Consider the following 25,605-nt stretch of genomic DNA (forward strand, 5'->3'; position numbering starts at 1 on the left):
ACAAAAAAGTCCCGTCTCCAAAAGGAAACGGAACTTTTTTATGTTGATTTACAATCAAGAAGCGGTTCGTTCTCGCTCACGTTTGACCATCCACATCCGGAATCGGTAAATTCCGAGAATGACAACCATAGCAAGCAATACTTCAGGGATCGGCCATGTCCAAAAGACAAGTGTTAAAGCGGCAGAGAACACCGCGAGCAACAAGTAGACGATCAGTGATTTCCACCAGGCTAACTCTTTCGCAAATCCTAATTTAAAAACGATTAACGTCAAGATGACGACCGTAATCATCAGTGCATTGAAGCCGGCACTCAAGTTATTCGGATCACTTCCCACACCAAGCAACTTCGCAACGGCTGGAATATCAAATTTCGAGAAATCAGAAGCAACGGCAGGTTGTGCAGTCATTGCCAGTCCCCCTTACGTGTTAAGAGCTCAGTCTTTACCAAGACGACGACGCTTGTCTTGTTTTTCACGTTCGTTTTTGTTTAATACTTGTTTCCGAAGACGAACTGATTGCGGTGTGATCTCACAGTACTCATCTTCATTCAAGAATGTTAATGATTCTTCAAGTGAGAAGACACGTGGACGTTTAAGAACGTTTGTTGTATCTTTCGCAGATGCACGCATGTTCGTCAATTGTTTCGCTTTAACAACGTTAACAGCGAGGTCGACGTCACGGTTACATTCACCGATGATCATTCCTTCGTAAACTTCAAGGCCTGGCTCGATGAAGATCGTTCCGCGGTCTTCAAGTGCAGAAATTGCATATGCAGTCGCTTTACCAGCTTCGATTGAGACCATAACACCACTGCGGCGTCCACCGATATCCGCGTTGATGAACGGACGGTATTCTTCGAATGTATGGTTCATGATTCCGTATCCGCGTGTTGCAGATAAGAATTCATTCCGGTATCCGATCAATCCACGTGAAGGAACGATGAATTCCATTTTTGTTTGTCCGTTATCCATTGTTTGCATGTTCGTCAGTTCACCTTTACGGAGACCGATCGATTCCATGACGCCACCTGTGTACTCTTCAGGTGTATCAATGACAACGCGCTCAAACGGCTCAACTTTAACGCCGTCTTCAACTTTGATGATTACCTGCGGTTTAGATACTTGAATTTCGTATCCTTCACGACGCATGTTTTCAATCAAAATCCCGAGGTGAAGTTCACCACGGCCAGAAACGATCCAGCGGTCTGGTGAATCTGTGTTTTCGATACGGAGTGAAACGTCTGTTTCAAGCTCTTTTTCAAGACGCTCTTCGATTTTACGCGAAGTGACGAGGTCACCTTCACGACCAGCGAATGGCGAGTTGTTGACGATGAACGTCATTTGAAGAGTCGGCTCATCAATGCGAAGTAATGGGAGTGGATCGACGTGTGAAGTCGGGCAAACCGTTTCACCGACGTTGATATCTTCCATACCTGCGATTGCAATCAAATCTCCAGCTTTTGCAGCTTCGATTTCAACGCGTTTCAGACCAAAGTATCCGAATAATTTCGTAACACGGAAGTTTTTGATTGATCCATCAAGTTTAGAAAGCGAAACGCTGTCTCCAACTTTGATTTCTCCACGGAAGACGCGTCCTACTCCGATACGTCCAAGATAGTTATCGTAGTCGAGCATTGTAACTTGGAATTGTAAAGGATCCATGCTGTTGTCAACAGGAGCCGGAGTGTGTTCAAGAATTAAATCAAGTACGTTTGTAATTGTGTCTTCTTGATTTTCAAGTTCAGGGTCAAAGGAACTTGAGCCGTTGACTGCCGATGCATAAACGACTGGGAATTCGAGTTGATCTTCATCTGCTCCAAGATCAATCAAGAGGTCGACGACTTCGTCAACAACTTCGAGTGGACGGACCATCGGCTTGTCAATTTTATTGACGACGACGATTGGCTGGAGACCTTGCTCAAGTGCTTTTTTCAATACGAAACGTGTTTGTGGCATACAGCCTTCACGCGCATCGACAACAAGGATAACGCCGTCAACCATACGCATGATACGTTCTACTTCACCACCGAAATCGGCGTGACCTGGTGTATCCACGATGTTGATGCGTGTATTTTTATAATCAATTGCCGTATTTTTAGCAAGGATCGTGATTCCGCGCTCACGCTCGATATCATTTGAGTCCATTGCGCGTTCTTCGACTAGTTCATTCGCACGGAATGTTCCAGATTGTTTTAAAAGCTCATCGACGAGTGTCGTTTTACCATGGTCAACGTGGGCGATGATCGCGACGTTGCGTAAATCGTTTCTTACTACTGTTGTCATAGGTGTGTACCTCTTTCTGTTCATTTAAATAATCCATTAATACTTTCGGTCAACTTTAAGAGTATAGCACAGGTTGACAGGTAGTTGGCAATCACTTAGATCGAAGATGACAGCGAAAGCCTTTTCATTGCCCTTGATTCACGCTAAACTAAAGACGAGTTCATGTATCGCAAGGGGGAAATGACAAATGCGGATTCTTTTTTTATTGTTAGCCATCATCGCAGTCGGTTCAATGGCTGCCATCGGTATTTTTATTGCGGAACAAAACGTGCTCATGATCGTCGTCTCACTTCTTTTGACCATCGGGACAATGGGAGTCGGCTTCGTCTTGAAAGCACGTTTACGTAAACAAGCCTAAACGCCCTCTACGGGCGTTTTATTTTTTCACGTACGTCAACACATCCTCGACGAATTGCCGGCTTCCTGCCAGTACGCTCGTTTGTTCAAGATATGTCATGTCCATTCCCTCGATTGTCCCGACACGTCCGCCAAGTTCTTCAATCAATACTTGTCCACCTGTATAATCCCACGGCATATTTCGCATCGTGATGTAACCATCGACCCGTCCCGCCGCGACCCACGCAAGTTCCAGTGAGGCCGCACCGACAGCCCGAACGCCAACCGCATCCCGGACAAGTGGCGTCAATAAATTAGAATCGATTCGCCGGTTCGCCGTCACCCATGTCGCATTCATACAAATGATGGCTTCTTTGACCGGTCTATCCTGGATTGGTGCGAGTCGAATCCCGTTTTCGTAAGCCCCTTGCCCTTTGATGGCATGAAATAGTTCATCAGCCATCACATCATACACGAATCCGTAACGCAATTCCCCTTCTACCATAATGGCAATCGAAATCGCGAATAAGCGTTTTTGACGGATGAAATTCATCGTCCCATCAATCGGATCGACAAACCAGACCGTTCCTTCCAGTGTATCCGGACGAACGATTCGCCCTTCTTCTCCATACACATGATGATCCGGGTATCGATCCAAGATTCCTTGAATCAATAAATCTTCAACATGTTGGTCAATTTCTGTGACGAGATCACTTTTATTTGTTTTTTCTTCTATATGATACGCTTGATCCATCTTTTGACGAATATATTTACCCGCCCGTTTGATTAGATCGATCGCATGTAACTCAATCCCTTGCATCCGACTCACCCTTTCCTTCTCCTTCAAACCGTCCTACATTCTCATGATAACAAAAAAAATCAACCAACAAAAATTTCGCTGGTTGATTTTGGGATTATTTTATTATCGTTTATTCTATTTTAAAAGATATCATCTTGTTTACGCTTCAAGACGAACCATCTCTTGGCGGTATTTTTCAAGACGTTCCTTACTGGCACCCATCGCTTCCGTATCACTTGCTACGATTGCATCATGCAATGTCGCAAGTTCATAATCGATTTCAAGGCGCAAAACAGGAATGCGTTTTTCTGCATCTTTTCTTTTGTATGCTTCGATCACTTGTTTCACAGTAACCACACTCCTTCGCGGGATAAAAAACTCAGTTATCAGACAATTGCGACTAATTAGTGGATTGAATCCATAATAGTACGATTTAACTTAGATGTAAAGTATCTATTTTTCAATTTTACAGTTGTACGATATCGTCTTGTATGTAGTATATAACCAGTTTTTGTTTTTTCTAAACAAGCACCCCCTCTTCTGAACGGTCAGAAGAGGGGGTGCTTGACGATACGAATGTCGTTACTTTTTTAAACGCAACAAAGCATCTGTTTGTTTTCTTGCTTGCTGAACAGCCCGGTAGCTCGAACATCCTGTTTCTTCAAAATAAAACTGGTCGAGCTGTTTTTCTTCCGACTTTGAATTGACGATGGTTTTAAAAGCCTGGTAGGCATTCAAAAAGACCATTCGATCGATTCCTTTTTCGTAAGCCTCTTCGACCATATTAAAAAATTGGATGACTGTTACGATTTCGTCCGTAGACCAGTCCGGATTAATCGGATAATTGACCGCCATTGTGACACTTCCTTTCTTGACGCTTCCTATTTTACAACGAAATCGAACATAAAACAGTTGCAACCTTATGAAAAATTGTTATAGTTAGCTTGTTTGATTGTTTTTTTATTCGGTTTTAAGGGGGGAAATCTGGTGCAAACAAAAAGCTTAACACAGCTCGATACACCTTTATTCGATGCGCTGCTGGCGCACGCGAAACGTCAACCAATTCAATTTCATATTCCCGGTCATAAAAATGGCCAAGGAATGGATCCTGCTTTTCGATCATTTATCGGTCAAAATGCGCTCGATATCGATTTAATCAATATCGCGCCGCTCGATGATTTACATCATCCAAAAGGAATCATCAAGGATGCTCATCAATTAGCAGCTCAAGCTTTTCATGCAGACGAAACATTTTTCTCCGTTCAGGGAACGTCGACCGCCATCATGGCAATGATCATGAGCGTCGTCGGTCCGGACGATAAAATTTTAGTTCCCCGGAACGTTCATAAATCGGTCATGTCGGCTATCGTTCTTTCTGGAGCGCACCCGATTTTCATTCACCCCGAGTTTGATGAAATGTTTGGCATCGCTCATGGTATTACGCCAAGTGCCGTCGAGCGTGCTCTCAGTCTTCACCCGGACACGAAAGCGGTCCTCGTCATCAATCCGACGTATTTTGGTGTCGCAGGTGACTTAGAGAGCATCGTTACGCTTGCCCATAGTAAAGGGATCCCTGTCCTCGTCGACGAAGCACACGGTGTTCATATTGCGTTTCATGATGATATGCCGCTGTCTGCGATGCAGGCAGGTGCAGATCTCGCTGCGACAAGTGTTCATAAATTAGGAGGATCGCTGACCGGCAGCTCCGTCTTGAATGTACGTCGCGGACTCGTCTCACCGGATAAAGTCCAGGCCGTCCTGTCGATGCTGACGACGACTTCCACTTCCTATCTATTGCTCGCATCACTCGACTGCGCCCGCCGCCATCTGGCAATTAACGGAGAAGCAATGAACCGCCGGGCGCTCGAACTCGCGACACGGATGCGGATGGGACTCGCGAAATTGCCTTATCTCGCCGTGTTTGGTGAATCGGATTTGCATTCAAGTGCGACATTTGCCTTCGATCCGACAAAAGTGTTGATTTCCGTTAAAGGACTTGGTATTTCGGGCCATCTCGTCGAAGAATTTTTACGGGAAGAACACCGGATTGAAGTCGAACTGTCAGACTTAAACAACATCTTGTTGATCATCACTTCTGGTGATTCGGAAGAGACGATTGATGCCTTGCTTGCAGGAATGGCTGATCTTGTAGAGCGTCACCGGGATACGGGATCGAAAACCGCGTCCCACTCGATCGTCTTACCCGATATTCCGGCACTCGCCCTCAGTCCGCGTGATGCTTTTTATGAAGAAACAGAAACGATTCCACTCGCGGATGCTGTCGGTCGGATCTCGGCAGAGTTCATGATGGTCTATCCACCTGGCATTCCGATTTTCATTCCAGGTGAAATGATTACGACAGACAATTTGGCGTATATCAAAGAAAATATCGAAGCCGGTCTACCCGTTCAAGGACTCGAAGATCATACGCTCGAGACAATCAAAGTCATTCAACAATCGAACGCGATTCGTTAAAAAACGTGCATTAAAAAAAGACCGCAACTGCTGAAAAAGCAATTGCGGTCTTTTAGTCTGCCTGTTCATAACTCGGAGTGTACGGCAACAGTGTCGCTAAAAATTCCCCTACCGGCTCGGCATCAATGGTCTCGATGCCGAGTAACCGGTATAAAGCGTCTGCATCCAATACATCTGTGTGATCGAGCAATGCAGCGCGCCCGCTCGTGAGACTGACAACTAGCATCTTCCCAAAAAATTGTTTGGTAAAGACGACACCAAAATCGTACCGTGCTTGTTCCGTCGTCACACCGATAAACCTGACTTTATCTGTTTCTGAGACATGATACAGTTCTTCGAGTGGCGATAATTGCGATTCCATCGTGTCTCACCCTTTCTTTTTTATCCTTTTCCTGTTTTAAAGAAAGGTTAAACGAAACAAAAAAACCTTAAGCGGTCGGCTCCCCGCTTAAGGTTTTCTTGATTATTTAATGATGTGGATCGGGCTACCGATTGCAACTTCAGCAGTTTCCATTGCGATTTCACCGAGTGAAGGGTGCGCGTGGATTGTGAGTGCGATATCTTCAGCAGTCATTCCAGACTCGATTGCAAGTCCCATCTCTGCGATCATGTCAGATGCGCCTGTACCAGCGATTTGAGCACCGATCAAGAGACCGTCTGATTTACGTGTGATCATTTTCAAGAAGCCGTCTGGCTCGTTGAGTGCAAGAGCACGTCCGTTTGCAGCGTAAGGGAATTTAGAAGCGAGGTAATCAAGACCTTCTTCTTTTGCTTGCGCTTCTGTATAACCGACTGTTGCGAGTTCTGGGTCTGTGAAGACAACCGCAGGAATCGCGCTGTAGTCGAGGTATGCCGGGTGTCCAGCAGCCGCTTCAGCAGCAATTTTTGCTTCGAATGAAGCTTTGTGTGCAAGTGGTGGTCCAGGAACGATGTCCCCGATAGCATAGATGTTTTCGTTCGACGTACGGCACTGATCGTCGATTTCGACGAGTCCACGTTCGCTGACTTTAACTTCTGCCATTTCAAGACCGAGATCAGATGTGTTCGGGCGACGACCAACTGTGACGAGGACGTAGTCCGCTTCGACAGTTTGTGTTTCACCTTTGACTTCAAACGTAACTTTCACGCCTTCTTCTGTCTCTTCAACACTTTGTGCAAGTGCTTCGTTGTGAATCGTGATGTTCCCTTTTTGTTTGAGCTTTTTCTTGACGACTTGTGTCATTGCCGGCTCGAATCCAGAAAGGATATCTTTTGTTCCTTCTAAGATGACAACTTCAGTATCAAAGTTAGCATACGCTGTTCCGAGCTCCATTCCGATGTAGCCACCGCCGATGACGATGAGTTTTTTCGGAAGTTCAGGAAGGTTCAATGCGCCTGTTGAAGAAAGGACACGTTTTGACCATTTGAAAGCCGGAAGTTCGATTGGAGTCGAACCAGTTGCGATGATACATTTTTTGAATTTGTAAGGTGTAGAAGAATCTTCATTGATGATACGAACTGTATCTTCAGATTGGAAGTAAGCTTCCCCAACGACTGTCTCGACGTTGTTACCTTTAAGAAGACCACCAACACCGCCAGTCAATTTGTTGACAACAGACTGTTTCCAAGACTGAACTTTTGAAAAGTCGACTGCGACGTTTTCAGATGTGATTCCCATTGAATCTGAACCTTTTGCATGTTGGAAGTTGTGTCCAGCTGTGATCAAGGCTTTTGACGGGATACATCCGACGTTCAAACAAACACCACCGACGTTTTCACGTTCGACGACTGTTACTTTAAGTCCGAGTTGCGCACCGCGGATTGCAGCGACGTAACCACCAGGGCCAGCCCCGATTACGAGTAAATCTGTTTCTTGTGCGAATTCACCTACTACCATTGCTTATCCCTCCATAATGAGAAGTTGTGGGTCATTTAACAAACGTTTAACCAAGTTAAGCGCGTTTTGTGCTGTAGCACCATCGATGAGACGGTGGTCGAAGCTGAATGAAAGAGCAAGTACTGGTGCTGCAACGATTTCGCCGTTTTTGACGACCGCTTTTTCAGCGATACGGCCAATACCGAGGATTGCAACTTCTGGGTGGTTAATGACAGGTGTGAACCATTGTCCGCCAGCAGAACCGATGTTTGTGATTGTGATCGATCCGCCTTTCATTTCGTCACCAGAAAGTTTTCCGTCACGTGCTTTACCAGCAAGGTCATTAATGTTATCTGCTAATCCGAAGATTGATTTACGGTCTGCATCTTTGACGACAGGAACAACAAGACCGTTGTCTGTGTCTGCTGCGATACCGATGTTGAAGTAGTTTTTGTAAACGACTTCTTCGTTCACATCGTCGATCGATGCGTTGATTGCAGGGTATTTCTTAGCCGCTGCTGTCAATGCTTTCACAACGAATGGAAGATACGTTAATTTCGTACCTTGTGCTGCCGCAACTTCTTTGAAGTTTTTACGGAGTGCAACAAGATTCGTAACATCGACTTCATCCATCAATGTAACGTGTGGCGCTGTATGTTTCGAGTTGACCATTGCTTTCGAAATCGCTTTACGGATTCCTTTGATCTTCTCGCGTGTTTCAAGCTCAGGTTGAGCTGCAACATACGGTTTCACTTCAGATTTAGATGCTGAAGCTTGTGCTGCCGGTGCTTTTTCTTCTGCTGCTGGTGCAGTTGAAGATTGTTCACCGTTTGCAAATGCATCGATGTCTTCTTTGACAACGCGACCGTTGTCACCAGAACCTTGAACTTCACGGATGTCGACACCTTTTTCACGTGCATATTTACGCACTGAAGGCATTGCGATAACGCGTTCTGATTTATGGATTTGAACTTCATTCGGTTTGTCTTCGACTTTTTTATCTGTGTCTTGGACGTCTTTTGCATTGTCTGCCGCTTTAGGCTGCTCTGATGCTTCTTCTTCAGAAGGAGCTGAACCTTCGCCTTCCACATCAAACGTGATCAATACGTCACCAACGACGGCTACGACACCCTCGTCGACTTTTACTTCTTTGACTGTGCCATCAACTGGTGACGGAATTTCAACGACTGCTTTATCGTTTTGTACTTCAAGAAGAATGTCATCCTCTTTGACTGTGTCGCCTGCTTTAACGAACCACTTTACGATTTCACCTTCGTGAATACCCTCACCGATATCCGGTAATTTGAATTCAAATAAACCCATTTGAATTAGCCTCCTTTTATTTCACTCTTCTGGTCGATTGTTATCTTTAAAACGGAAGCAAGGAGAGAATTACCTCTCTCCTCTTTTTCCGGTTCACTCTTAGAAATTGTAAACAGTTTTCACTTTTTCAACGATATCTTTGTGGTCCGGAAGCCATGAATCTTCACCTTGTGCGAATGGGAAGATTGTGTCAGGTGCCGTGACACGAAGAATTGGTGCTTCGAGGTCAAGAATTGCGCGCTCTTGAATTTCAGTTGCGACCATTGCAGCCACACCTGCTTGTTTTTGAGCTTCTTGAACAACAACCACACGGTTCGTTTTCTTAACTGATTCAACGATTGTATCGATGTCAATCGGGCTGATTGTCATCAAGTCGATGATTTCAACGCTGATGTTTTCTTTTTCAAGCTCTTCAGCAGCTTTCAATGATGCGTGAACCATTGCACCGTACGTTACGATTGTAACGTCAGTACCTTCACGTTTGATGTCTGCTTTTCCGAGTTCGATCGTGTAATCGCCCTCTGGCACTTCACCGCGGAATGAACGGTACAGTTTCATGTGCTCAAGGAAAACGACTGGATCGTTATCACGGATTGATGCAATCAAAAGACCTTTTGCATCATACGGAGTTGAAGGGATGACGACTTTAAGTCCTGGTGACTGAGCCATTAATCCTTCCAGGTTATCTGCATGAAGCTCAGGTGTTTTAACACCGCCACCAAATGGTGAACGGATTGTGACAGGTGCGCTGTACGTGCCGCCTGAACGGTAACGTAAACGTGCGAGTTGTGCTGCTACAGAATCAAATACTTCGAATACGAAACCGAAGAATTGAATTTCCATGATTGGACGGAAACCAGTTAAGCTGAATCCGACTGCAAGACCACCAATACCAGACTCGGCAAGTGGTGTATCGAAGACACGGTCTTCGCCTAATTCGTCTTGAAGACCTTCTGTCGCACGGAATACCCCACCGTTTTTACCGACGTCTTCACCGAACAAGAGAACTTGCTCGTCGCGTTTCATCTCGACGCGCATTGCGTCAGTGATCGCTTGGATCATCGTCATTTGTGCCATGGGTTATTTCGACTCCTTTGCTGTATACTCATCAAGCTGCTCTTGCAGGTTTTGTGGTAACTTTTCAGCCATCACGTTGATGAAGTCTGTTACTTTTTGTTTCGGTTCTTTATCTGCTTGAGCGAGTGCTTCTTTTACATCCGCTTTTGCTTGTTCGATGACTTCGTTTTCTTTGTCTTCGTTCCAAAGACCTTTTGTTTCCATGAACGCACGGAAACGAACGAGTGGATCTTGTGCTTGGTACTCATCGTCCATATCTTTTGTACGGTAACGTGTTGGGTCATCTCCAGCAAGTGTATGCGGTCCGTAACGATATGTGAGTGTTTCGATCAATGTCGGCACCCCGTTCAGTGCTTCAACACGAGCTTGTTTCGTTGCTGCGTAGACAGCAAGAACGTCCATTCCGTCAACTTGGATTCCGTTGATTCCGGCTGCAACGGCTTTTTGAGCGATTGTTTTCGCCATCGATTGTTTTTCAACCGGTGTTGAAATCGCAAAGCGGTTGTTTTGGACAACGAAAATTGCAGGTGCTTTGAATGCTCCAGCGAAGTTCATACCTTCGTAGAAGTCACCTTGTGATGATCCGCCATCACCTGTGTACGTAATTGCGACTTGCTCTTTTCCACTTTTCTTAAGACCGAGTGCAACACCGGCAGCTTGCACGATTTGTGCACCGATGATGATTTGCGGCATTAAGACGTTAACACCTTCAGGAATCTTACCACCTGTGATGTGTCCGCGTGAGAATAAGAATGCTTTGTAAAGCGGGAAGCCGTGGAAAACCATTTGCGGGATATCACGGTATCCTGGAAGAATCCAGTCATCTTTATCTAAAGCAAATTGTGAACCGATCATTGACGCTTCTTGCCCAGCGACTGGCGCATAGAAACCGAGACGTCCTTGACGGTTGAGTGAGATTGCGCGTTGATCCCAGATACGTGTGTAAACGAGACGACGCATTAATTCCGTAAGTTCTTCATCTGAAAGATCCGGCATAGCGTCTTTGTTGACGACTTCACCTTTTTCATCCAGAATGCGGAATGTTTCAAAGTTTTCTTCCACGTTTTTAAACATGTTTAAGTTCATCTTTTCACCTCATCCTTTCACTGTGCTCAGCGAAATATTCCTCTGACTGATTTGCTCACATACGAATAGTGTTCAAAAAATGAAGTCCCGTATGACCTTTTCTTGAACATATATCTGTGTACCTATCCAGTTGAGTAAACTGTATTAACATGACTAGACACGAAAGCATGTCTTGTTCATTACGTTACAAGTATAAAACTGTAACACCTATAAAATCAAAGGAAATGTTTTATTTTTTTTAGCGGATGTTCTTGTGAATGACCTCACATTCGAAGAACGGCTTTACTTCTGTACTATTCATCATTTTACAACTGTGTTAGTTATTAATATTCCTCCTTTGATATGCTATAATTTTTCTAGATGAAAGGGGTGTTGTTCATGATTACCATGAATGAAATCGTTCGGGAAGACGTTCCTTCGCTTCACAAACGTTCTGTCGATGTTACCTTCCCCCTCAGCGAGGAAGATAAAGAAACGATGCGTCTGATGATGGAGTATCTTGCCAACAGTCAGGACGACGAGTTAGCTGAAAAATATGATTTGCGTAGCGGGATCGGACTGGCGGCTCCCCAAATCGGGGTCAACAAACGGATGTTTGCCATTCGCCTGCAAGACGGGGATGATATTCTCGAGTTCGGGATCTACAATCCGAAAATCGTCAGTCATTCCGTTGAACAAACATATCTTGCCGGCGGTGAAGGTTGTTTGTCCGTTGACCGGGAAGTCGAAGGCCATGTACCGCGCTATATGCGTATTACCCTGTCTGGCATCGATCATAACGGAAATCCTGTAAAATTAAGATTAAAAGGATTAAAAGCAGTCGTCTGCCAGCACGAATATGATCATTTGGATGGCATCATGTTTTACGATCGAATCGATCCGAAAGAACCGTTCAAGGAATATGGTTCATCGCTTTAATTTAATTAAGAAACAACAAAAGGACATTTCCAACATAAGGAAATGTCCTTTTTTATTTATACTTCCATGATGATTGGCATGATCATTGGATGACGTTGTGTTTTTTCAGTCAAGTACGGTGTCAATGTATCATTGATGACTTGTTTGATATCCGTCCATTTTGTATTTCGATTCGCCAAAGATTGCTCAAGTGAACGCTTCAACAAGCGTTCTGCATCCTTGATCAAGTTACCTGATTCACGCATGTAAACAAATCCGCGTGAAATGATATCCGGTCCTGAAACAAGACGATTTGTTTTAGAATCAAGTGTTACAACGACGACGACCAATCCTTCTTCTGAAAGAATTCGTCGGTCACGCAGGACGATATTCCCAATATCTCCAATTCCTTTTCCATCTACATAGACGGCATTCGCTTGGATTTTACCGGTAATCGCAGCTGCATTGGCATCGAGTGCCAAGACTTCACCGTTGTCCATGACGAAACAGTTTTCTTCCGGTACACCGGCGTCCATTGCAAGCGACATATGTTTTTTCAACATCCGGTATTCTCCGTGGATCGGCATGAAGTATTTCGGCTGCAGGAGACGAAGCATCAACAATTGTTCTTGTTGACTGCCGTGACCTGATGTATGGATGTCATTTAACTTGCCATACATGACATCTGCACCGGCTTTGTACAATTGGTTGATCGTTTTTCCGACAGAAACGACGTTTCCTGGAATCGGAGAAGACGAGAAGATAACCAAGTCGTCCGGAATGATTGAAATCTGACGGTGTGTCCCGTTAGCGATCCGGCTCAGGGCTGCCATCGGCTCCCCTTGTGAGCCTGTGCAAAGAATCGTCAGTTCGTTCGATTTATACCGTTTCATTTCATTCGGTTCAATGATTGTTCCTTTAGGTGCTTTGATGAAATCAAGTTCCTGACCAATCATCATGACTTTATCCATGCTCCGACCGAACACGACGATTTTACGCCCTGCTTCGACCGATGCATTGACGACTTGTTGCAAGCGATAGATATTCGAAGCGAATGTCGCAAAGATAATCCGACCTTCTGCTTTACGGAAGATGTTTGAAATCGTATCTCCGACGACACGTTCACTCATCGTAAAGCCTTCAATCTCAGCGTTCGTCGAGTCTGATAACAGACAGAGAACACCTTCCTTGCCGAGTTCCGCCATTTTTGTTAAGTCAGCAGGTTCTCCGACTGGTGTGAAATCGAATTTGAAATCACCGGTATGGACAATGTTGCCCTGCGGTGTTTTGACAACGACGCCAAACGAGTTTGGAATCGAGTGTGTCGTCCGGAAAAACGAAATGCTTGTCTTCCGGAATTTGATGATTGAATCCTCATCAATTTCATGTAACTCGGCCGTCCGTAACAAACCGTGTTCTTCAAGTTTTACTTTAATGAGACCAAGTGCAATTTTCCCAGCATAAATTGGCAAGTTGACTTGTTTGAGTAAGAACGGTAATCCCCCGATGTGGTCTTCGTGACCGTGGGTGATGAAGACCCCTTTTACTTTATCTTTATTTTTAATCAAGTACGTGTAATCCGGAATGACGTAGTCAATTCCAAGTAGTTCATCTTCCGGGAACATAACACCGGCGTCGATGACGATGATCTCATCTTGAAATTGAACGACGTACGTGTTCTTCCCGATTTCTCCTAAGCCACCGAGTGCGAAAACGGCTGCTTGATGGTTTTTAACGAACTTCATGCGAACGTTTCAACCTTATAGTCTGGGCTTAGTTTTTCATATTCAAGGAATTCGCCGCTTAACTCACGGATGAATTCGACATTGATATCTTTAATGAGGTGATCAATCGCTGTTCGCACTTCACGAATGTTCTCTCCCTCAACATACATCACTTCTGTCCGTTCCCGTACTGGGGCTTCCGAACGAAGCGGTTGATAAAATACTTTAAAAATCATGTTTAGCAACTCCTTATCAGTCCATTGTTTTTTGTCCTTAGATTAGTATACACGATATCCTACTATTTTTTCATCCTATTCCTAAACCAAGGTCGGCGTAAACGTTAACGCTATGCTATAATTCCACATGTATCCGGCTGAACAGCCAATTAAAAAGAGAAGGTGAAACCATGGCAAATCAGAAAGTCGTCTTTTTCGATATCGATGGAACCTTACTTCACGATGGTCATTTTGTTCCCGAGTCGACCAAACAGGCAATTAAACAGCTACAAGCAAATGGTGTTTATGTAGCCATCGCGACCGGACGTGGTCCGGCGATGTTATCCGGTGTGCGCGAACTGCTCAACATCGATACGATCATTGGTTATAATGGTCAAATCGTTGTTCATCAGAACGAGGTCATTTACAGACGCCCACAACCGATTGAAGATCTTAAGCACTTAACCGCTCGCGCACATCAAAACGGTCATACACTCGTCTATCTAGGTGAAACACAGGGTTTCTCAACTAAACCGTCAGATCAGTTGGTCCAGGAATCCCTTGGAGAACTGGATATTCCTTTACCCGCCTTCGATGAGCAAGCATTTACGACACATGATGTCTTCCAAACGCTTGTCTATTGTACCGCTGAAGAAGAAGCCGAGTACACTCAAAATTACAAAGCCTTTGACTTCATCCGCTGGCATCCGAATGCGATGGATGTCATTAATGTCGGTTCGTCAAAAGCTGATGGTATCAGACAATTCCTGAAGTTGACGAATATCCGGCGCGAAGATACGTTTGCCTTCGGAGATGCGCTGAACGATCTAGAAATGTTACGTTATGTCGGAACCGGCATCGCAATGGGCAATGGTCTTGCTGAAACAAAAGCGGCGGCTGACTTCGTCACAAAACACATTCTAGAAGACGGCATCGAACACGGTCTGAAAGAATTCCAACTCATTTAAATGTAACAAGTACTCAAAAGGCCGAGGAATGATTCCTCAGCCTTTTTTGATATTAATTTTTCACTTTATGGATGGCACGTTCCAAACGGTCCAAGTCATCATTTTCGCCAATGACGACAAGGTAATCCCCTTTTTCAATCAATTCATCCGCTTGTAAGGAAATCATGACGTTTTCGCCTCGTTTGATTGCAACGACGTTGGCACCGTACTTACTCCGCAAATCCAAGTCGATTAATGTCTGATTGGCCATTCGATCACTGACTTTGATTTCAACGATTGAGAATTCTTGTGATAAATCGAGATAATCTAAAATATTTGAACTCATCAGTCCGTTCGCAATCCGGACCCCCATATCCCGTTCAGGGTGAACGATGAAGTCGGCTCCAATCTTACGTAACACCTTTTCATGGTAATCATTTGTCGCTTTGACGGTAATCGATTGAACACCGAGCTCTTTTAAAATTAAAGTCGTCAAAATCGACGCTTGAATATTTTCACCAATCGCAACGATGACATGGTCAAAATTGCGAATCCCAAGACTCTTTAAGACGTTTTCATCCGTCGTATCCGCAATGACAGAATGCGTCGCAATCCCCATGTATTCATTGACACGCTCTTCATCCGAATCAATCGCCAGAACGTCATATCCATTCTTTGATAATTCCCGGACAATCGAACCCCCGAACCGACCTAAACCAATTACTGCGAACTCTCCATTCATGTTCAACTCTCCTTCACAATTCTGCTTCAGTAGTAGTGTACCCGATTCACTTCTAAATTACTATGAACGCTTTTTTAATGCGGTTTTCCGTTTTCAATCCCTTAAAGTGAATGACAAATCCGCTCAAAAAAGTGTGCCACCCTTTATATGGATGACACACGGAATGGTTACGTGACACAGGTTCTGTTTATTTTGCTTTTTTCCCACTGACATAGTCGTTATCAAACAGGAACAATCGTAAGATCAAATACAATGCCGGGATCAATAACATCAATCCGAAGATAAAGACCACAACAAGTGCCGTTGCCATCGTTTCATTAACGACCGCTTTATTGATATCGATGTACGGATAAAGAATGTAAGGAAGATGTGTGTATCCGTATCCGAACCAGGCAACCCCGTATTGCGCCATAACAGCGATAAAGGCAATCCCGTAGTTTTTCTTCAAGTAGACAAGTGTCACCGCGACGCAGAAGAAAAGGAAACTTGCTGCGAACCACCACCAATTACCGTTCAAGATGTTTTCATAATGCCAAGCCGCTTGATTTTTTAAGCCAAAGAAGACTAATGCACAGACAACAATCGTCGGAATACTCCAGAACAATGCCCATTTACGAATCAATGGTGTTGCATTCTCGTCCTTTGCTTTATCCGCATAGAACAACAAGAACATGGCACTGATATAGAGGACGGATACGATCGCAAGCGCGACGACCGTCCAAGAATAAAAGTTCGTGAACAGCTTCGTCCCAAGGAATTCGACTGTCTCATTCGTTTTCCGAATGAATCCACCTTGACTGATCGTCAATGTCGTGGACATCGCTGCCGGAATCAATAGTCCTGTTGCTCCATATAAGAAAGTATAGAACATGCTGTCGTTTGAACCGTAGTTGGCAAACGCGTAAAAGCTACCGCGAATCGCGATTAATACTAAGACGATTGAAGCGGGAACGAGTAAAGCTGTTCCGTAATAATAAGCCGTATCCGGGAAGAACCCGACAAGTCCGACAAAGAAGAAGACGAAAAACACGTTCGTCACTTCCCAAACCGGAGAAAGATAACGGAGAATCAAACGGTTCGTCAAATGATCCCGTTTCGTATATTTTGAATAAAACGCGTAAAAACCGGCACCGAAGTCAATTGAGGCAACGATGAGATATCCATAAAGGAACGTCCAAAGTACGGTTATTCCAAGTGTTTGAATGTCCAACTCGTTCCCTCCTTATTTGTTGTCGTCCGCAAACATCGCTTCACCACGTGTATGATGATCATCTGCGAGTTCTTTGCCGACAGGGTTATTTTTAAACATCCGGAGCAGGACGACTGTACAAATCGTTCCGAGCAACAGATACAGTAAACTGAATAAAATCAACATCGGTCCGACAGCGGTCGAAGTGGTCGCCGCATCAGCCGTTCTCATAATACCATAGAGCGTCCACGGTTGACGTCCGATTTCCGCATACATCCAGCCTGCTTCAATCGAGACGATGGCGAGTGGTCCACCGATAAAGATACCGCGTAACAACCACTTGTTGTATGGATTCAACTTTTTGAGTCGGAAAGCCAATACGAACAGGGCCGAGATGGCGGCTAAATACATGCCGATCGATACCATGATATCGAAGAAATAGTGGACAAACAGTGGTGCCTGGTCCTCTTTGGCGAATTCGTTTAACCCGATGACTTCTGTATCCGGCGCTCCGCCCGCGAGAATGGATAAAGCATACGGAATTTTGACGGCACCTTTGATTTCATAACTGCCGTCCGCTTGTTCATCCAGGATTCCACCGAAAATCAACTCGGCTTCACTTGTTGTTTCAAAATGCCATTCTGCTGCTGCTAATTTTTCCGGCTGGTATTTCGCCAGGTATTTCCCGGAGAAATCTCCGACTAACGCAGTTGAGAACGCAAAGATTAATCCGGCCATGACCGTTAAGCGAAGAGCTTTTTTATGATATGCCGTTTCTGCTGCCGACAAGGTTTTCTTCCGTAACAGATGGAAAGCCGCAATCGCTGCCAGGATAAAAGCAACCGTCAAGTAAGCGGATACGATGACGTGTGTTGCTTTTGTCGGTGTCGCCGTATTAAACATCGCTTTTAACGGTTCGATTTGCGTGAGTGTCCCGTTGACGATTTTAAATCCTTCTGGTGAGTTCATGAATGAGTTGACCGTCGTGATGAAGAAGGCGGATAATGTTGCCCCGATGACGACCGGAATCCCGATTAACCAGTGTAACCACGGATTTTTAAACCGGTCCCATGTGTAGAGATAAATACCGAGGAAAATCGCTTCAAAGAAAAAGGCGAAAGTTTCCATGAACAACGGTAATGCGATCGTTTGACCTGCTACTTGCATCAAAGAAGGCCATAGGAGCGACAATTGTAATCCAATTGCTGTTCCGGTTACGACACCTACCGCTACAGTTACGATATAACCACGCGTCCAGCGTCGAGCCAGAAGAATATAGTCTGAATCTTTTCGTTTAATTCCGATGTACTCCGCTGCGAGTACCATCAATGGAACCCCTACCCCAATCGTCGCAAAGATGATATGGAATGCTAATGTGAGCCCTGTCAATAATCGACTGAGCATGACTGGATCATTGAACATGTGTATAGCCCCCTCTTTCTAGACGTACTTCTATATATTGTTTATATCCGTATCATAGAGAACATAATCATTTGTGTCTGTTTTAAATGTTTGATGTAACAAATTGTTCACATATACTCGTGATTTATTTCACAAAACGTTCGAAAACTGTTCTCTTCTATAAAATGAAAGCCCTTTATCCATTTTTTTCAGGAATAAAGGGCCGATTGTCACGTCTTTTGTTTAGACATATTCGCGGAAATAATGATCGAGTAAATTAATGACGAAGGGAATGGCATCTTCATCCGGATTCAGGGTCGGCTGGTGTAATCCGGACGTAGCATTATTGACACCAAGCCAAAACATCATGCCGGGAATTTCTTTTAACATGAATCCAAAATCTTCTCCTGTCATTGCAGCATCGCACTCAATATAATTCGCATTCATTTTGACGAAGGACGAAAATTTATCAACGACTCGTTGATCGTTGACGACTTCATAATACCGATTTCCAAACTGTAAATCGATTTTTACGCCGAATGAAGCTTCGATGCCGCGTACGATGTCACGCACACGTTGCTCTAGTTTTTCCATGTCTGTTCCGTTAAGCGCACGCATCGTTCCGTCGAGTAAAGCACGACCTGCAATGACATTTTCCCGGATTCCCGCTTCCACTTTCCCGATCGTAATGACACTGCAGTTCATTGGATTGATCGAACGACTGACAATCGTCTGAAGTTGCATGATCAATGCCGCCTGAGCAACAACCGTATCAATCGTCAAATGCGGAAAGGCTGCATGACCGCTTTGTCCATAAATCGTGATATGAACTTCCCGGGCACTCGCAAACAAGACACCAGGCCGGCTTGCAATCGTCCCGACCGGATATTCCGGCGCGACATGCAGACCATACATCTCACTCGGACGATACTTTTCAAACAGCGGGCTTTTGATCATCGGTTCCGCCCCACCCGGTCCTTCTTCAGCCGGTTGGAACAGGAAGACGACATCATCCATGACAGGCAGTTCGACAATCCGGCGTAACAAACCTAAGGCGATGGATGCGTGAACATCATGACCACAGGCATGCATGAAGCCCGGGTGTTCAGAACCAAATGGTAACCCCGTTGCTTCTTCGATTGGTAATCCATCGATATCGGCCCGATATCCAATCGTCCGGTTCCCCGTTAAACCTTTTACGCGGACAAATACTCCTGTTTCGAATGTATCATAACTAACACGATCTTCCGGGTACGACCGGATTTGATCGAGGATAAAAGCTTGCGTTTTAAACTCCTTAAAACCCGGCTCCGGTATTTTATGAAGTTCTCGGCGCATTTCAATTGCGTATTCCATCTGACTGACTTCCTCCTTCTTCTTTGACGATGTCCCAAAACGCTTGGACTTGTTTTAATTCAAGCATCGACTCCGTCGATAGAATCCACGTGTCCCGCTTTAAAATTTTTCCCGATGACGTTTTAAGCGGAATCTGCATCACTTCACTCGCTTCATGAATCGTTGATTCCGGTAAGATGGCAAAACCAATCCCGTGAAGCGCCATCTGTTTACACGTCTCAATCTGGTCAACGACGAGCGTCCGGGCCGGTGGACTCGAAAAACGGTCCTGCCACCATTCTAAAATCTCCTGATAGTACGTCGAGTCACTTTTAAATTGAATGAAAGGACGTTCTGTTTTCCGAAGCTGTTCGAGTGACGTCAGTTCACTGTCAACAAGATATAACGGATCCGAGAACAGCCGTTCCTTCACGCCTTTCCAATCAGGATTTCCGCGGATGATACCAATATGAAAATGCTCTTCCAGCATATGGCGCATCATCTCACTTGACCACCCTGTGACCAATTGGACACGGACATGCGGATAACGTTCGACAAACCGTTTCAGGACACGGGGAAGCCAATATTGTCCCATAATGGACGCGACAGCAATCCGAAGTGTACCGTAAACAGCCCCCTCTTCCGCCGTCAATTCACTTTTAAGCTCCAGTTCTTTTCGGTTCATTTCTTTGGCGAGTCCGATGACTTTTTCACCTTGCGGGGTGATACTCAGTCCACGTGATGAACGAATGAACAGCTTTGTTGCCCAGCGCCGCTCGATTGCGACCAGACGCTGGCTGAGAGCAGGTTGCGAGACAAAAAGACGTTCTGCGGCCCGTCTCATGTTCAATTCTTCTGATAACGTAATCAACATTTCCATTTCCGACACTTGCAATGTATGATTCGACTCCTCATGATATAAGATGGCATTAGTTTAACACGTTAGAGAGGAAGGTACATATGTCACGCTATCATTTTATGTTGATCGTCTCAACGGTCGCGACTTTAGGCAGTTTGTATTTCAGTGAGATTCGCGGATTCATTCCTTGTCCGTTGTGCTGGTGGCAACGTCTGTTCATGTATACGACCGCCATTTATTTGCTTGTATCCTTATTCCGTAATCGCCCGGTCGATGGATTTTTTCTTCGATTATATACGTTACTCGGATTTGCGGTCGCAGCCTATCACGTCATACTCGAACGCTTACCGGACGGAGAAGCACTCTGCACGAACGGTTGCCTCATCAAGTGGGTCAATTATTTTGGTTTCCTGACGATTCCGATGATGAGTTTGATTGCTTTTACGATTTTGATTGCTCTTGCCTTTTATCCGAAACAAAAAAACGCTCAATGAGCGTTTTTTTGTTGCCATTCCGCTGCTACGTTCAACGCGCTCGAGAAAGACAATTCCGATAACTGCCCTTCTCCTTCACACCAATCCCCGACAAAAGCCATCGTCTCCTTATGTCCATCCTGCATAAAATTAGGGAGGGGAGTTTGCCCCATCTTCCATTTGATTTCTTGAACGATCGCCCGCTTCATTGTCCGTTCGACGACCAGACGTTCCTGCCATTGCGGATAATGCTGATCGAGAAGCCGGTGAATCTGTTTGACCTTTTCCGCTAAATAATCTGGATTTCCGACTTCCTGATGCGCAAGATAGGCGACGACTTGTAAGACCTGACCGTTTTCCGGTGCGATACTCGGATCGTAATGAGATAAATCGGTGACGAACAGTTGATGGGTACGGTCGTAAACGTATGAAAACGGTGTTTTGAGATATGGACTGATTCCGACATCGTACACAAGAACTTCTACCGGTTCATATTGGGCAAAAGGTTCGATAAAGGATTGGACGGTGGCAGGTAAGGCGAGCTTTCGCATATCACGGGGCGGAAGCGCCAAGACAACCCGGTCAACAGTCCATTCCGTTTTTTTCCGGTCACGTAACCGGTATCCTTGTTCCTTTTCTTCAATCGCTGTAATTTTAGTTTTCCGGTGAATCGTCCCTCCCTGTTCTTGCAGGACACGTTCCAATTCATCAATTAGGACTTGCCATCCGCCGGCGATATACGAAACCGGTTTTCGTGTCCGAAAAAGTTTCCGGTAATAGTCAAAATAGACGACTGACGGAATGTTTTCAGGTTCGGTCGTAAAAAAATTACTGGACGCTAAATCAAGCATCAAGCGTGACACGTCTTCTTCGACTTTTTCTTGCACCAGCCATTGACCAATTGACAACTCTGGCACTCCTTTTTCAAGACGGAGAACTGTTTTCACAACTTCCCATGTAAAACGAAGTTTATCCGTTCCGCCAATCACTTCTGTCTTCAAGAGACCAATCGCATTAGCCGGAGCAGCAGTTAAGTGGCCGGAAAATTCATATTTTGCTTTCGTCGAAGAAAAGTCCAGCCAGGTAATCTCTAATTTCAAGCTTTTAATGATCGTCTTTAACACGGAATGATCCCGCCCATACACTGCATGCGCCCCGTAGTTAAACGTATACCCTTTGATGATTTGTGAGGTCGCTCTTCCGCCTAACATCGCTGCATCATATAGCTGAACACGTTTTCCTTGTTTGGCAAGCAAGGCTGCGGCTGATAATCCCGCTAGTCCACCACCAACGACTGCAATTGATTCCATGTCTTTACCTCCCGTCCGACTCTCTTATTGATGTGTTTTGAGTCTTTTCCCGATTTTCAGACGAAAAAAACGACAGCTGTTTCAGCTGTCGTCTGCAATGGATTACTATTACTCATTTCCACCAAGTATCCAGTGGCGAGACCGGCATATGGTGTTTATGTCCCACTCGTTTGTACTGACCTTCCAGCTTAGCCTGGCTTTCACTGGAAATCGTTTTACCTTCTAAATAATCATCAATTTCATTGTATGTCATGCCCAGCGCTTGTTCATCAGGCAACCCCGGCTGATTGTCTTCTAAGTCGGCTGTCGGAACTTTTTCAATCAATCCTTCAGGTGCCTGTAATTCACGGAGTAACTGTTTTCCTTGGCGCTTGTTCAGTCCGGTCAATGGTGTTAAATCACATGCTCCATCCCCGTGTTTCGTATAAAAACCGGTTACGAATTCTGCTGCATGATCTGTTCCGACGACTAAACAGCCGTAATGAGCCGCTATATCATATTGCACCTTCATTCGTTCCCGTGCTTTTGTATTTCCTTTGCTAAAATCAGACAAAACGCCTCCCGTTGCCTGTTCAAAAGAAGCCATGGAAGCAGCAACGGCCGGCTTGATATCGACTCGCAACGCATGATCCGGACGGATGAATGACAATGCAAGCTGGGCATCCGACTCGTCTTGTTGTTGACCATACGGTAATCGGACGGCGTAAAATTGATAATCTCGATTCGTCTCACTGCGTAACTCTTCAACAGCGAGTTGACAGAGGCGACCCGCTAATGAGGAGTCCTGTCCTCCTGAAATACCAAGAACAAGTCCTTTTGCCCCTGTATGCACAAGATACTCTTTTAAAAATTGAACGCGTTGTTTAATTTCTTCTTCAGCAACGATGACCGGCTTGACCCCCGTCACTTGAATGATTTCCTGTTGCATGAAACCGTCACACTCCTTCAGCTTTTTTTATACTTGCCTAGTTCGAGATTTCATTTTGCGCTTTCCTGTTGGAAATCGCATCTCCCTTTACTTGACGGATGGTCATCGCCTCGACTTGCGTCGGATGACTGGAATCCGGAAGCTCAATTCTTACTTCGTAACGTTTTGTCTCCAACCCTTTGAAGCGCTCTTGTTCAATCGCTTGCGTAAACACCTGCTCTTGCGAAAAAGTATAGAGCACTTTTTGATCCGCATCCTTGATTTTTAATTCAAATCGCTGGGATGTCGGGAATGTCAGGGTCACCGCTTGTTCATTCGGATTTTTTAATTGGACGACAGCTAAGACGACGTTTGGTTCTAATTGTTTTCCGGACACCTTGATTTCAATCGGTTGTTCCGTGGCATCGCCTTGTGTCGTCGCTTTCTTTTGTTCTTGCTGGTTACATCCAGCCAACATCAAGGTCAGTACGCATAAACAGGATAACCGGATAATCCATTTCAAAACAATGCCCCCTCTCTTCTCTCTTCTCAATTTTAGCACAAAAAAGAGGCAGGATAAGGTTCTCCCCCATCCTGCCTCTTTGATTCATCAATTAAGCAACCGGAATGGCTACTGTCATTTTTGATGTAGAAAACAATTGTTCAATCCCCGTCACAAACAATTCATCGCAAATGGCATCCGTTGCCGTTGCCGGTGCCACAAGTGTAATTGTCCGGCTGTCCATTGTTTCAATCGTTACGAATACACCCGAAGCCGTACGTTCTTTGTATCCTACTGCTAGATTTGTTTCAGCAAAAAGTATCATGTCCCCGAATCTCCTTTGTTATGTCAGATGTCAGTCAAACCAGAATAGCTGGTTGAAATCGAATCAGTTATTGTGATTTCACTTTATCAAAACAGGAAAAACATCGGAAAATTCCCGTTCGACATTTCGTGTCAAAACTTTATTCCAAAAAATACAACCATTTATTGGAATGTTAAAATAGTTGGGTTATACACCTTTAAAATGGTGATTTATAACGACATTTCAATTCCATTTCAAAACCATTACAAAATATTTTTCATATTTTTCCATATCTATTCGTTAGAAGGTAAAATATACCTAGACATCTTAATTGTTATTTTGTCGAATGGTTCTTCATACACTGCTTTTTTGAGGTTCTTATGAACTCTCACCCGTCATTCGATTCATTTGTTGCCAAACCGTACCTAGTGCTTCTTCCCCACTTTCGATTCGTGCCAATGCCAGTTCCGCTTGAAGCGCGACTTCATATTCCTTATCTTGCACGGCTTCCTTTAACCGTGGAATCGATTGTTCCGTTCCGACATCAAATAAAAAGCGGGCAGCCCGCCAACGGACCAGTTTATTTTTATCCGTCAACGCTTCAATCATCATCACTTCCGCCTCCGGCAAGGCCCAGTCGGAAATCGTATCTCCGGCCGTTCGCCGTACACTGCTTGACGGGTCGTGTAGCGCATTTGTTATATAATCCAGCAGCTCTAATCGGTTATCTTCAAACATTCCGAGTTTGACTACAGCCTGTCTTCTGATCTGCATCTTTTCATCTTGAAGCATCTTGGCGTATGCCGGGACCCAGTTCAATTCAATCGGTAATTCATCTAGAGCTGCAAAACGCTGTTTCCAATCTGACGACGTTAACGCCTGTCCGTCAAATGTGACTTCTTCCCCTGAAGCAATAGTCTTTAAGCGATCAATCCGCTCTGCTGGATACGCGACTTCGATTTCTTGAGCTACTTCTGCCAAACTTTCATCTAAATCCCCGTAACGCGGTGCCTGTTCGACCCAGCGGCGGTCACTGATGACATTCTTCACATAAGGTTGAACGAATAGCGCAGCTTCCCGGAACCGGTCGGGTAATCCGCGGCGTTTTTCTTCTAGTCCTTTGACTCCTTTTAGTTGCATCGGTACACCTAAAATAAATTGAATGAACAGATGAACAGGCTCAAATGCCTCATCCGTCTCATGTTGTTCGACATCGCTGAGTACTTCGCCAAAGGACCGGCGAATCTCGATGACTAGCGTACGCCAATCATATTTTGGAAACCGTTCAACGGCTAAAAAGTCACTCACTTGATAAACCGACTTAATGCCTGGAATCTCCAGTAATTTTGCTACATGATCCGGTGCACCAAATGCATGTTCAAACGTTTGTCCCTTTTCCGAAAACGTTTCATCAACGATGACCTTCATATTATTTGGACTTGGTGTTGGTTCAATTGCTATAATTTTCATCTTAATCCCTCCCCTTTCATCATTCAGAAATTCAATTAAAAATGCAACGCATACGCTTTTGTATCTTTTTTCAACCGGTTACGTAAAAGAAGCAAG

The 25,605-nt window shown here is 44.7% G+C and carries 27 protein-coding genes; 5 read left to right on the forward strand and 22 right to left on the reverse strand.

Annotated elements, in window-relative coordinates; translation table 11 throughout:
* Window positions 1–54 precede the first annotated feature (54 nt).
* Window positions 55–408: a YlaH-like family protein gene (locus tag HNY42_RS11790; protein ID WP_012370870.1), complete on the reverse strand. Its 354-nt coding sequence runs from the start codon at window positions 406–408 to the stop codon at window positions 55–57.
* Between the two features lie 27 nt (window positions 409–435).
* The gene (gene typA, locus HNY42_RS11795) at window positions 436–2,283 is read right to left on the reverse strand and encodes a translational GTPase TypA (RefSeq protein ID WP_014970803.1); all 1,848 of its coding nucleotides are present in this window, start codon (window positions 2,281–2,283) and stop codon (window positions 436–438) included.
* A gap of 187 nt (window positions 2,284–2,470) precedes the next feature.
* On the opposite strand from typA, the gene HNY42_RS11800 reads away from it, so the two are divergent.
* The gene (locus HNY42_RS11800) at window positions 2,471–2,641 is read left to right on the forward strand and encodes a DUF5325 family protein (protein WP_012370872.1); all 171 of its coding nucleotides are present in this window, start codon (window positions 2,471–2,473) and stop codon (window positions 2,639–2,641) included.
* 18 nt (window positions 2,642–2,659) lie between these two features.
* On the opposite strand, the gene HNY42_RS11805 is transcribed toward HNY42_RS11800, so the two are convergent.
* From HNY42_RS11805 to HNY42_RS11815, 3 genes are all read right to left on the reverse strand, one after another.
* Entirely contained in the window at window positions 2,660–3,439 is a 780-nt protein-coding gene (locus HNY42_RS11805; protein ID WP_188005447.1) for an inositol monophosphatase family protein, read from the reverse strand.
* A 138-nt stretch (window positions 3,440–3,577) separates the two neighbouring features.
* Window positions 3,578–3,766 (reverse strand): hypothetical protein, encoded by a 189-nt coding sequence (locus HNY42_RS11810; RefSeq protein ID WP_012370874.1) that lies wholly within the window; start codon window positions 3,764–3,766, stop codon window positions 3,578–3,580.
* 234 nt (window positions 3,767–4,000) lie between these two features.
* Window positions 4,001–4,273: a UPF0223 family protein gene (locus tag HNY42_RS11815; protein ID WP_131502664.1), complete on the reverse strand. Its 273-nt coding sequence runs from the start codon at window positions 4,271–4,273 to the stop codon at window positions 4,001–4,003.
* Between the two features lie 132 nt (window positions 4,274–4,405).
* Between HNY42_RS11815 and HNY42_RS11820 the strand changes: the two genes are divergently transcribed.
* On the forward strand, window positions 4,406–5,893 hold the full coding sequence (locus HNY42_RS11820) for an aminotransferase class I/II-fold pyridoxal phosphate-dependent enzyme (protein ID WP_114595399.1): 1,488 nt from the start codon (window positions 4,406–4,408) through the stop codon (window positions 5,891–5,893).
* A gap of 52 nt (window positions 5,894–5,945) precedes the next feature.
* Here HNY42_RS11820 and HNY42_RS11825 read toward each other — a convergent pair whose 3' ends face one another.
* The 5 genes from HNY42_RS11825 to pdhA all read right to left on the reverse strand — a co-directional run bounded on the left by HNY42_RS11825 (window position 5,946) and on the right by pdhA (window position 11,234).
* Complete coding sequence (locus tag HNY42_RS11825; RefSeq protein ID WP_188004538.1) at window positions 5,946–6,254, reverse strand: SAV0927 family protein; 309 nt, start codon at window positions 6,252–6,254, stop codon at window positions 5,946–5,948.
* A gap of 102 nt (window positions 6,255–6,356) precedes the next feature.
* Window positions 6,357–7,769 (reverse strand): dihydrolipoyl dehydrogenase, encoded by a 1,413-nt coding sequence (gene lpdA, locus HNY42_RS11830; RefSeq protein WP_026827898.1) that lies wholly within the window; start codon window positions 7,767–7,769, stop codon window positions 6,357–6,359.
* 3 nt (window positions 7,770–7,772) lie between these two features.
* Window positions 7,773–9,071, reverse strand: coding sequence for a dihydrolipoamide acetyltransferase family protein (locus tag HNY42_RS11835; protein ID WP_131972467.1), 1,299 nt, complete (start codon window positions 9,069–9,071; stop codon window positions 7,773–7,775).
* A gap of 99 nt (window positions 9,072–9,170) precedes the next feature.
* Entirely contained in the window at window positions 9,171–10,148 is a 978-nt protein-coding gene (locus tag HNY42_RS11840; RefSeq protein ID WP_131502667.1) for an alpha-ketoacid dehydrogenase subunit beta, read from the reverse strand.
* A gap of 3 nt (window positions 10,149–10,151) precedes the next feature.
* Complete coding sequence (gene pdhA / locus HNY42_RS11845) at window positions 10,152–11,234, reverse strand: pyruvate dehydrogenase (acetyl-transferring) E1 component subunit alpha (protein WP_012370881.1); 1,083 nt, start codon at window positions 11,232–11,234, stop codon at window positions 10,152–10,154.
* Between the two features lie 378 nt (window positions 11,235–11,612).
* On the opposite strand from pdhA, the gene def reads away from it, so the two are divergent.
* Window positions 11,613–12,152, forward strand: a complete 540-nt coding sequence (gene def / locus HNY42_RS11850) for a peptide deformylase (RefSeq protein WP_131972466.1) — start codon at window positions 11,613–11,615, stop codon at window positions 12,150–12,152.
* A gap of 56 nt (window positions 12,153–12,208) precedes the next feature.
* Here the strand turns inward: def and rnjA are convergent, their stop codons facing one another.
* A complete protein-coding gene (gene rnjA, locus HNY42_RS11855; protein ID WP_012370883.1) occupies window positions 12,209–13,876 on the reverse strand; it encodes a ribonuclease J1 in 1,668 nt (555 codons plus the stop codon).
* Window positions 13,873–14,091: a DNA-dependent RNA polymerase subunit epsilon gene (locus HNY42_RS11860; RefSeq protein WP_114595395.1), complete on the reverse strand. Its 219-nt coding sequence runs from the start codon at window positions 14,089–14,091 to the stop codon at window positions 13,873–13,875. The genes rnjA and HNY42_RS11860 overlap by 4 nt, the downstream gene beginning before the upstream one ends.
* A 170-nt stretch (window positions 14,092–14,261) precedes the next feature.
* On the opposite strand from HNY42_RS11860, the gene HNY42_RS11865 reads away from it, so the two are divergent.
* Complete coding sequence (locus HNY42_RS11865; RefSeq protein WP_131972465.1) at window positions 14,262–15,038, forward strand: Cof-type HAD-IIB family hydrolase; 777 nt, start codon at window positions 14,262–14,264, stop codon at window positions 15,036–15,038.
* 52 nt (window positions 15,039–15,090) lie between these two features.
* Here the strand turns inward: HNY42_RS11865 and HNY42_RS11870 are convergent, their stop codons facing one another.
* The 5 genes from HNY42_RS11870 to HNY42_RS11890 form a co-directional block, all read right to left on the reverse strand.
* Complete coding sequence (locus tag HNY42_RS11870; RefSeq protein WP_012370886.1) at window positions 15,091–15,759, reverse strand: potassium channel family protein; 669 nt, start codon at window positions 15,757–15,759, stop codon at window positions 15,091–15,093.
* Between the two features lie 187 nt (window positions 15,760–15,946).
* Window positions 15,947–16,969: a cytochrome d ubiquinol oxidase subunit II gene (locus HNY42_RS11875; protein ID WP_012370887.1), complete on the reverse strand. Its 1,023-nt coding sequence runs from the start codon at window positions 16,967–16,969 to the stop codon at window positions 15,947–15,949.
* A gap of 12 nt (window positions 16,970–16,981) precedes the next feature.
* On the reverse strand, window positions 16,982–18,370 hold the full coding sequence (locus HNY42_RS11880) for a cytochrome ubiquinol oxidase subunit I (protein ID WP_131502670.1): 1,389 nt from the start codon (window positions 18,368–18,370) through the stop codon (window positions 16,982–16,984).
* A 222-nt stretch (window positions 18,371–18,592) separates the two neighbouring features.
* Window positions 18,593–19,705 (reverse strand): N-acetyldiaminopimelate deacetylase, encoded by a 1,113-nt coding sequence (locus HNY42_RS11885; RefSeq protein ID WP_114595392.1) that lies wholly within the window; start codon window positions 19,703–19,705, stop codon window positions 18,593–18,595.
* Window positions 19,689–20,579 carry a transcriptional regulator CcpC gene (locus tag HNY42_RS11890; protein WP_012370890.1) on the reverse strand — a complete coding sequence of 297 codons (891 nt, stop codon included), beginning with the start codon at window positions 20,577–20,579 and terminating at the stop codon, window positions 19,689–19,691. Before HNY42_RS11890 ends, HNY42_RS11885 begins: the two co-directional genes overlap by 17 nt.
* A 65-nt stretch (window positions 20,580–20,644) precedes the next feature.
* Here HNY42_RS11890 and HNY42_RS11895 point away from each other — a divergent pair, with 65 nt between their 5' ends.
* Window positions 20,645–21,037 carry a disulfide bond formation protein B gene (locus HNY42_RS11895; RefSeq protein ID WP_131502672.1) on the forward strand — a complete coding sequence of 131 codons (393 nt, stop codon included), beginning with the start codon at window positions 20,645–20,647 and terminating at the stop codon, window positions 21,035–21,037.
* Here the strand turns inward: HNY42_RS11895 and HNY42_RS11900 are convergent.
* The 5 genes from HNY42_RS11900 to HNY42_RS11920 form a co-directional block, all read right to left on the reverse strand.
* Window positions 21,031–22,326, reverse strand: coding sequence for an FAD-dependent oxidoreductase (locus HNY42_RS11900; RefSeq protein WP_131502673.1), 1,296 nt, complete (start codon window positions 22,324–22,326; stop codon window positions 21,031–21,033). The two genes, HNY42_RS11895 and HNY42_RS11900, sit on opposite strands and share 7 nt — an antisense overlap.
* A 112-nt stretch (window positions 22,327–22,438) precedes the next feature.
* Window positions 22,439–23,254, reverse strand: a complete 816-nt coding sequence (nadE, locus tag HNY42_RS11905; protein WP_131502674.1) for an NAD(+) synthase — start codon at window positions 23,252–23,254, stop codon at window positions 22,439–22,441.
* A gap of 37 nt (window positions 23,255–23,291) precedes the next feature.
* Window positions 23,292–23,756 carry a BsuPI-related putative proteinase inhibitor gene (locus HNY42_RS11910; RefSeq protein ID WP_188004539.1) on the reverse strand — a complete coding sequence of 155 codons (465 nt, stop codon included), beginning with the start codon at window positions 23,754–23,756 and terminating at the stop codon, window positions 23,292–23,294.
* A 91-nt stretch (window positions 23,757–23,847) separates the two neighbouring features.
* Window positions 23,848–24,060 (reverse strand): hypothetical protein, encoded by a 213-nt coding sequence (locus HNY42_RS11915; protein ID WP_188004540.1) that lies wholly within the window; start codon window positions 24,058–24,060, stop codon window positions 23,848–23,850.
* 357 nt (window positions 24,061–24,417) lie between these two features.
* Complete coding sequence (locus HNY42_RS11920; protein ID WP_131502677.1) at window positions 24,418–25,509, reverse strand: virulence factor; 1,092 nt, start codon at window positions 25,507–25,509, stop codon at window positions 24,418–24,420.
* Window positions 25,510–25,605: the final 96 nt, after the last annotated feature.

Source organism: Exiguobacterium sp. Helios (assembly GCF_014524545.1).
Classification (GTDB): domain Bacteria; phylum Bacillota; class Bacilli; order Exiguobacteriales; family Exiguobacteriaceae; genus Exiguobacterium_A.

Coding starts and splice junctions, on each gene's coding strand:
- HNY42_RS11865 (WP_131972465.1), top strand. CDS start 14,262: ATGGCAAATCAGAAAGTCGTCTTTTTCGATATCGATGGAACCTTACTT.
- nadE (WP_131502674.1), bottom strand. CDS start 23,254: ATGCAACAGGAAATCATTCAAGTGACGGGGGTCAAGCCGGTCATCGTT.
- HNY42_RS11895 (WP_131502672.1), top strand. CDS start 20,645: ATGTCACGCTATCATTTTATGTTGATCGTCTCAACGGTCGCGACTTTA.
- HNY42_RS11915 (WP_188004540.1), bottom strand. CDS start 24,060: ATGATACTTTTTGCTGAAACAAATCTAGCAGTAGGATACAAAGAACGT.
- HNY42_RS11870 (WP_012370886.1), bottom strand. CDS start 15,759: ATGAATGGAGAGTTCGCAGTAATTGGTTTAGGTCGGTTCGGGGGTTCG.
- HNY42_RS11885 (WP_114595392.1), bottom strand. CDS start 19,705: ATGGAATACGCAATTGAAATGCGCCGAGAACTTCATAAAATACCGGAG.
- HNY42_RS11800 (WP_012370872.1), top strand. CDS start 2,471: ATGCGGATTCTTTTTTTATTGTTAGCCATCATCGCAGTCGGTTCAATG.
- HNY42_RS11840 (WP_131502667.1), bottom strand. CDS start 10,148: ATGGCACAAATGACGATGATCCAAGCGATCACTGACGCAATGCGCGTC.
- HNY42_RS11880 (WP_131502670.1), bottom strand. CDS start 18,370: ATGTTCAATGATCCAGTCATGCTCAGTCGATTATTGACAGGGCTCACA.
- HNY42_RS11900 (WP_131502673.1), bottom strand. CDS start 22,326: ATGGAATCAATTGCAGTCGTTGGTGGTGGACTAGCGGGATTATCAGCC.
- lpdA (WP_026827898.1), bottom strand. CDS start 7,769: ATGGTAGTAGGTGAATTCGCACAAGAAACAGATTTACTCGTAATCGGG.
- HNY42_RS11805 (WP_188005447.1), bottom strand. CDS start 3,439: ATGCAAGGGATTGAGTTACATGCGATCGATCTAATCAAACGGGCGGGT.
- pdhA (WP_012370881.1), bottom strand. CDS start 11,234: ATGAACTTAAACATGTTTAAAAACGTGGAAGAAAACTTTGAAACATTC.
- rnjA (WP_012370883.1), bottom strand. CDS start 13,876: ATGAAGTTCGTTAAAAACCATCAAGCAGCCGTTTTCGCACTCGGTGGC.
- HNY42_RS11825 (WP_188004538.1), bottom strand. CDS start 6,254: ATGGAATCGCAATTATCGCCACTCGAAGAACTGTATCATGTCTCAGAA.
- HNY42_RS11815 (WP_131502664.1), bottom strand. CDS start 4,273: ATGGCGGTCAATTATCCGATTAATCCGGACTGGTCTACGGACGAAATC.
- def (WP_131972466.1), top strand. CDS start 11,613: ATGATTACCATGAATGAAATCGTTCGGGAAGACGTTCCTTCGCTTCAC.
- HNY42_RS11790 (WP_012370870.1), bottom strand. CDS start 408: ATGACTGCACAACCTGCCGTTGCTTCTGATTTCTCGAAATTTGATATT.
- HNY42_RS11920 (WP_131502677.1), bottom strand. CDS start 25,509: ATGAAAATTATAGCAATTGAACCAACACCAAGTCCAAATAATATGAAG.
- typA (WP_014970803.1), bottom strand. CDS start 2,283: ATGACAACAGTAGTAAGAAACGATTTACGCAACGTCGCGATCATCGCC.
- HNY42_RS11860 (WP_114595395.1), bottom strand. CDS start 14,091: ATGATTTTTAAAGTATTTTATCAACCGCTTCGTTCGGAAGCCCCAGTA.
- HNY42_RS11835 (WP_131972467.1), bottom strand. CDS start 9,071: ATGGGTTTATTTGAATTCAAATTACCGGATATCGGTGAGGGTATTCAC.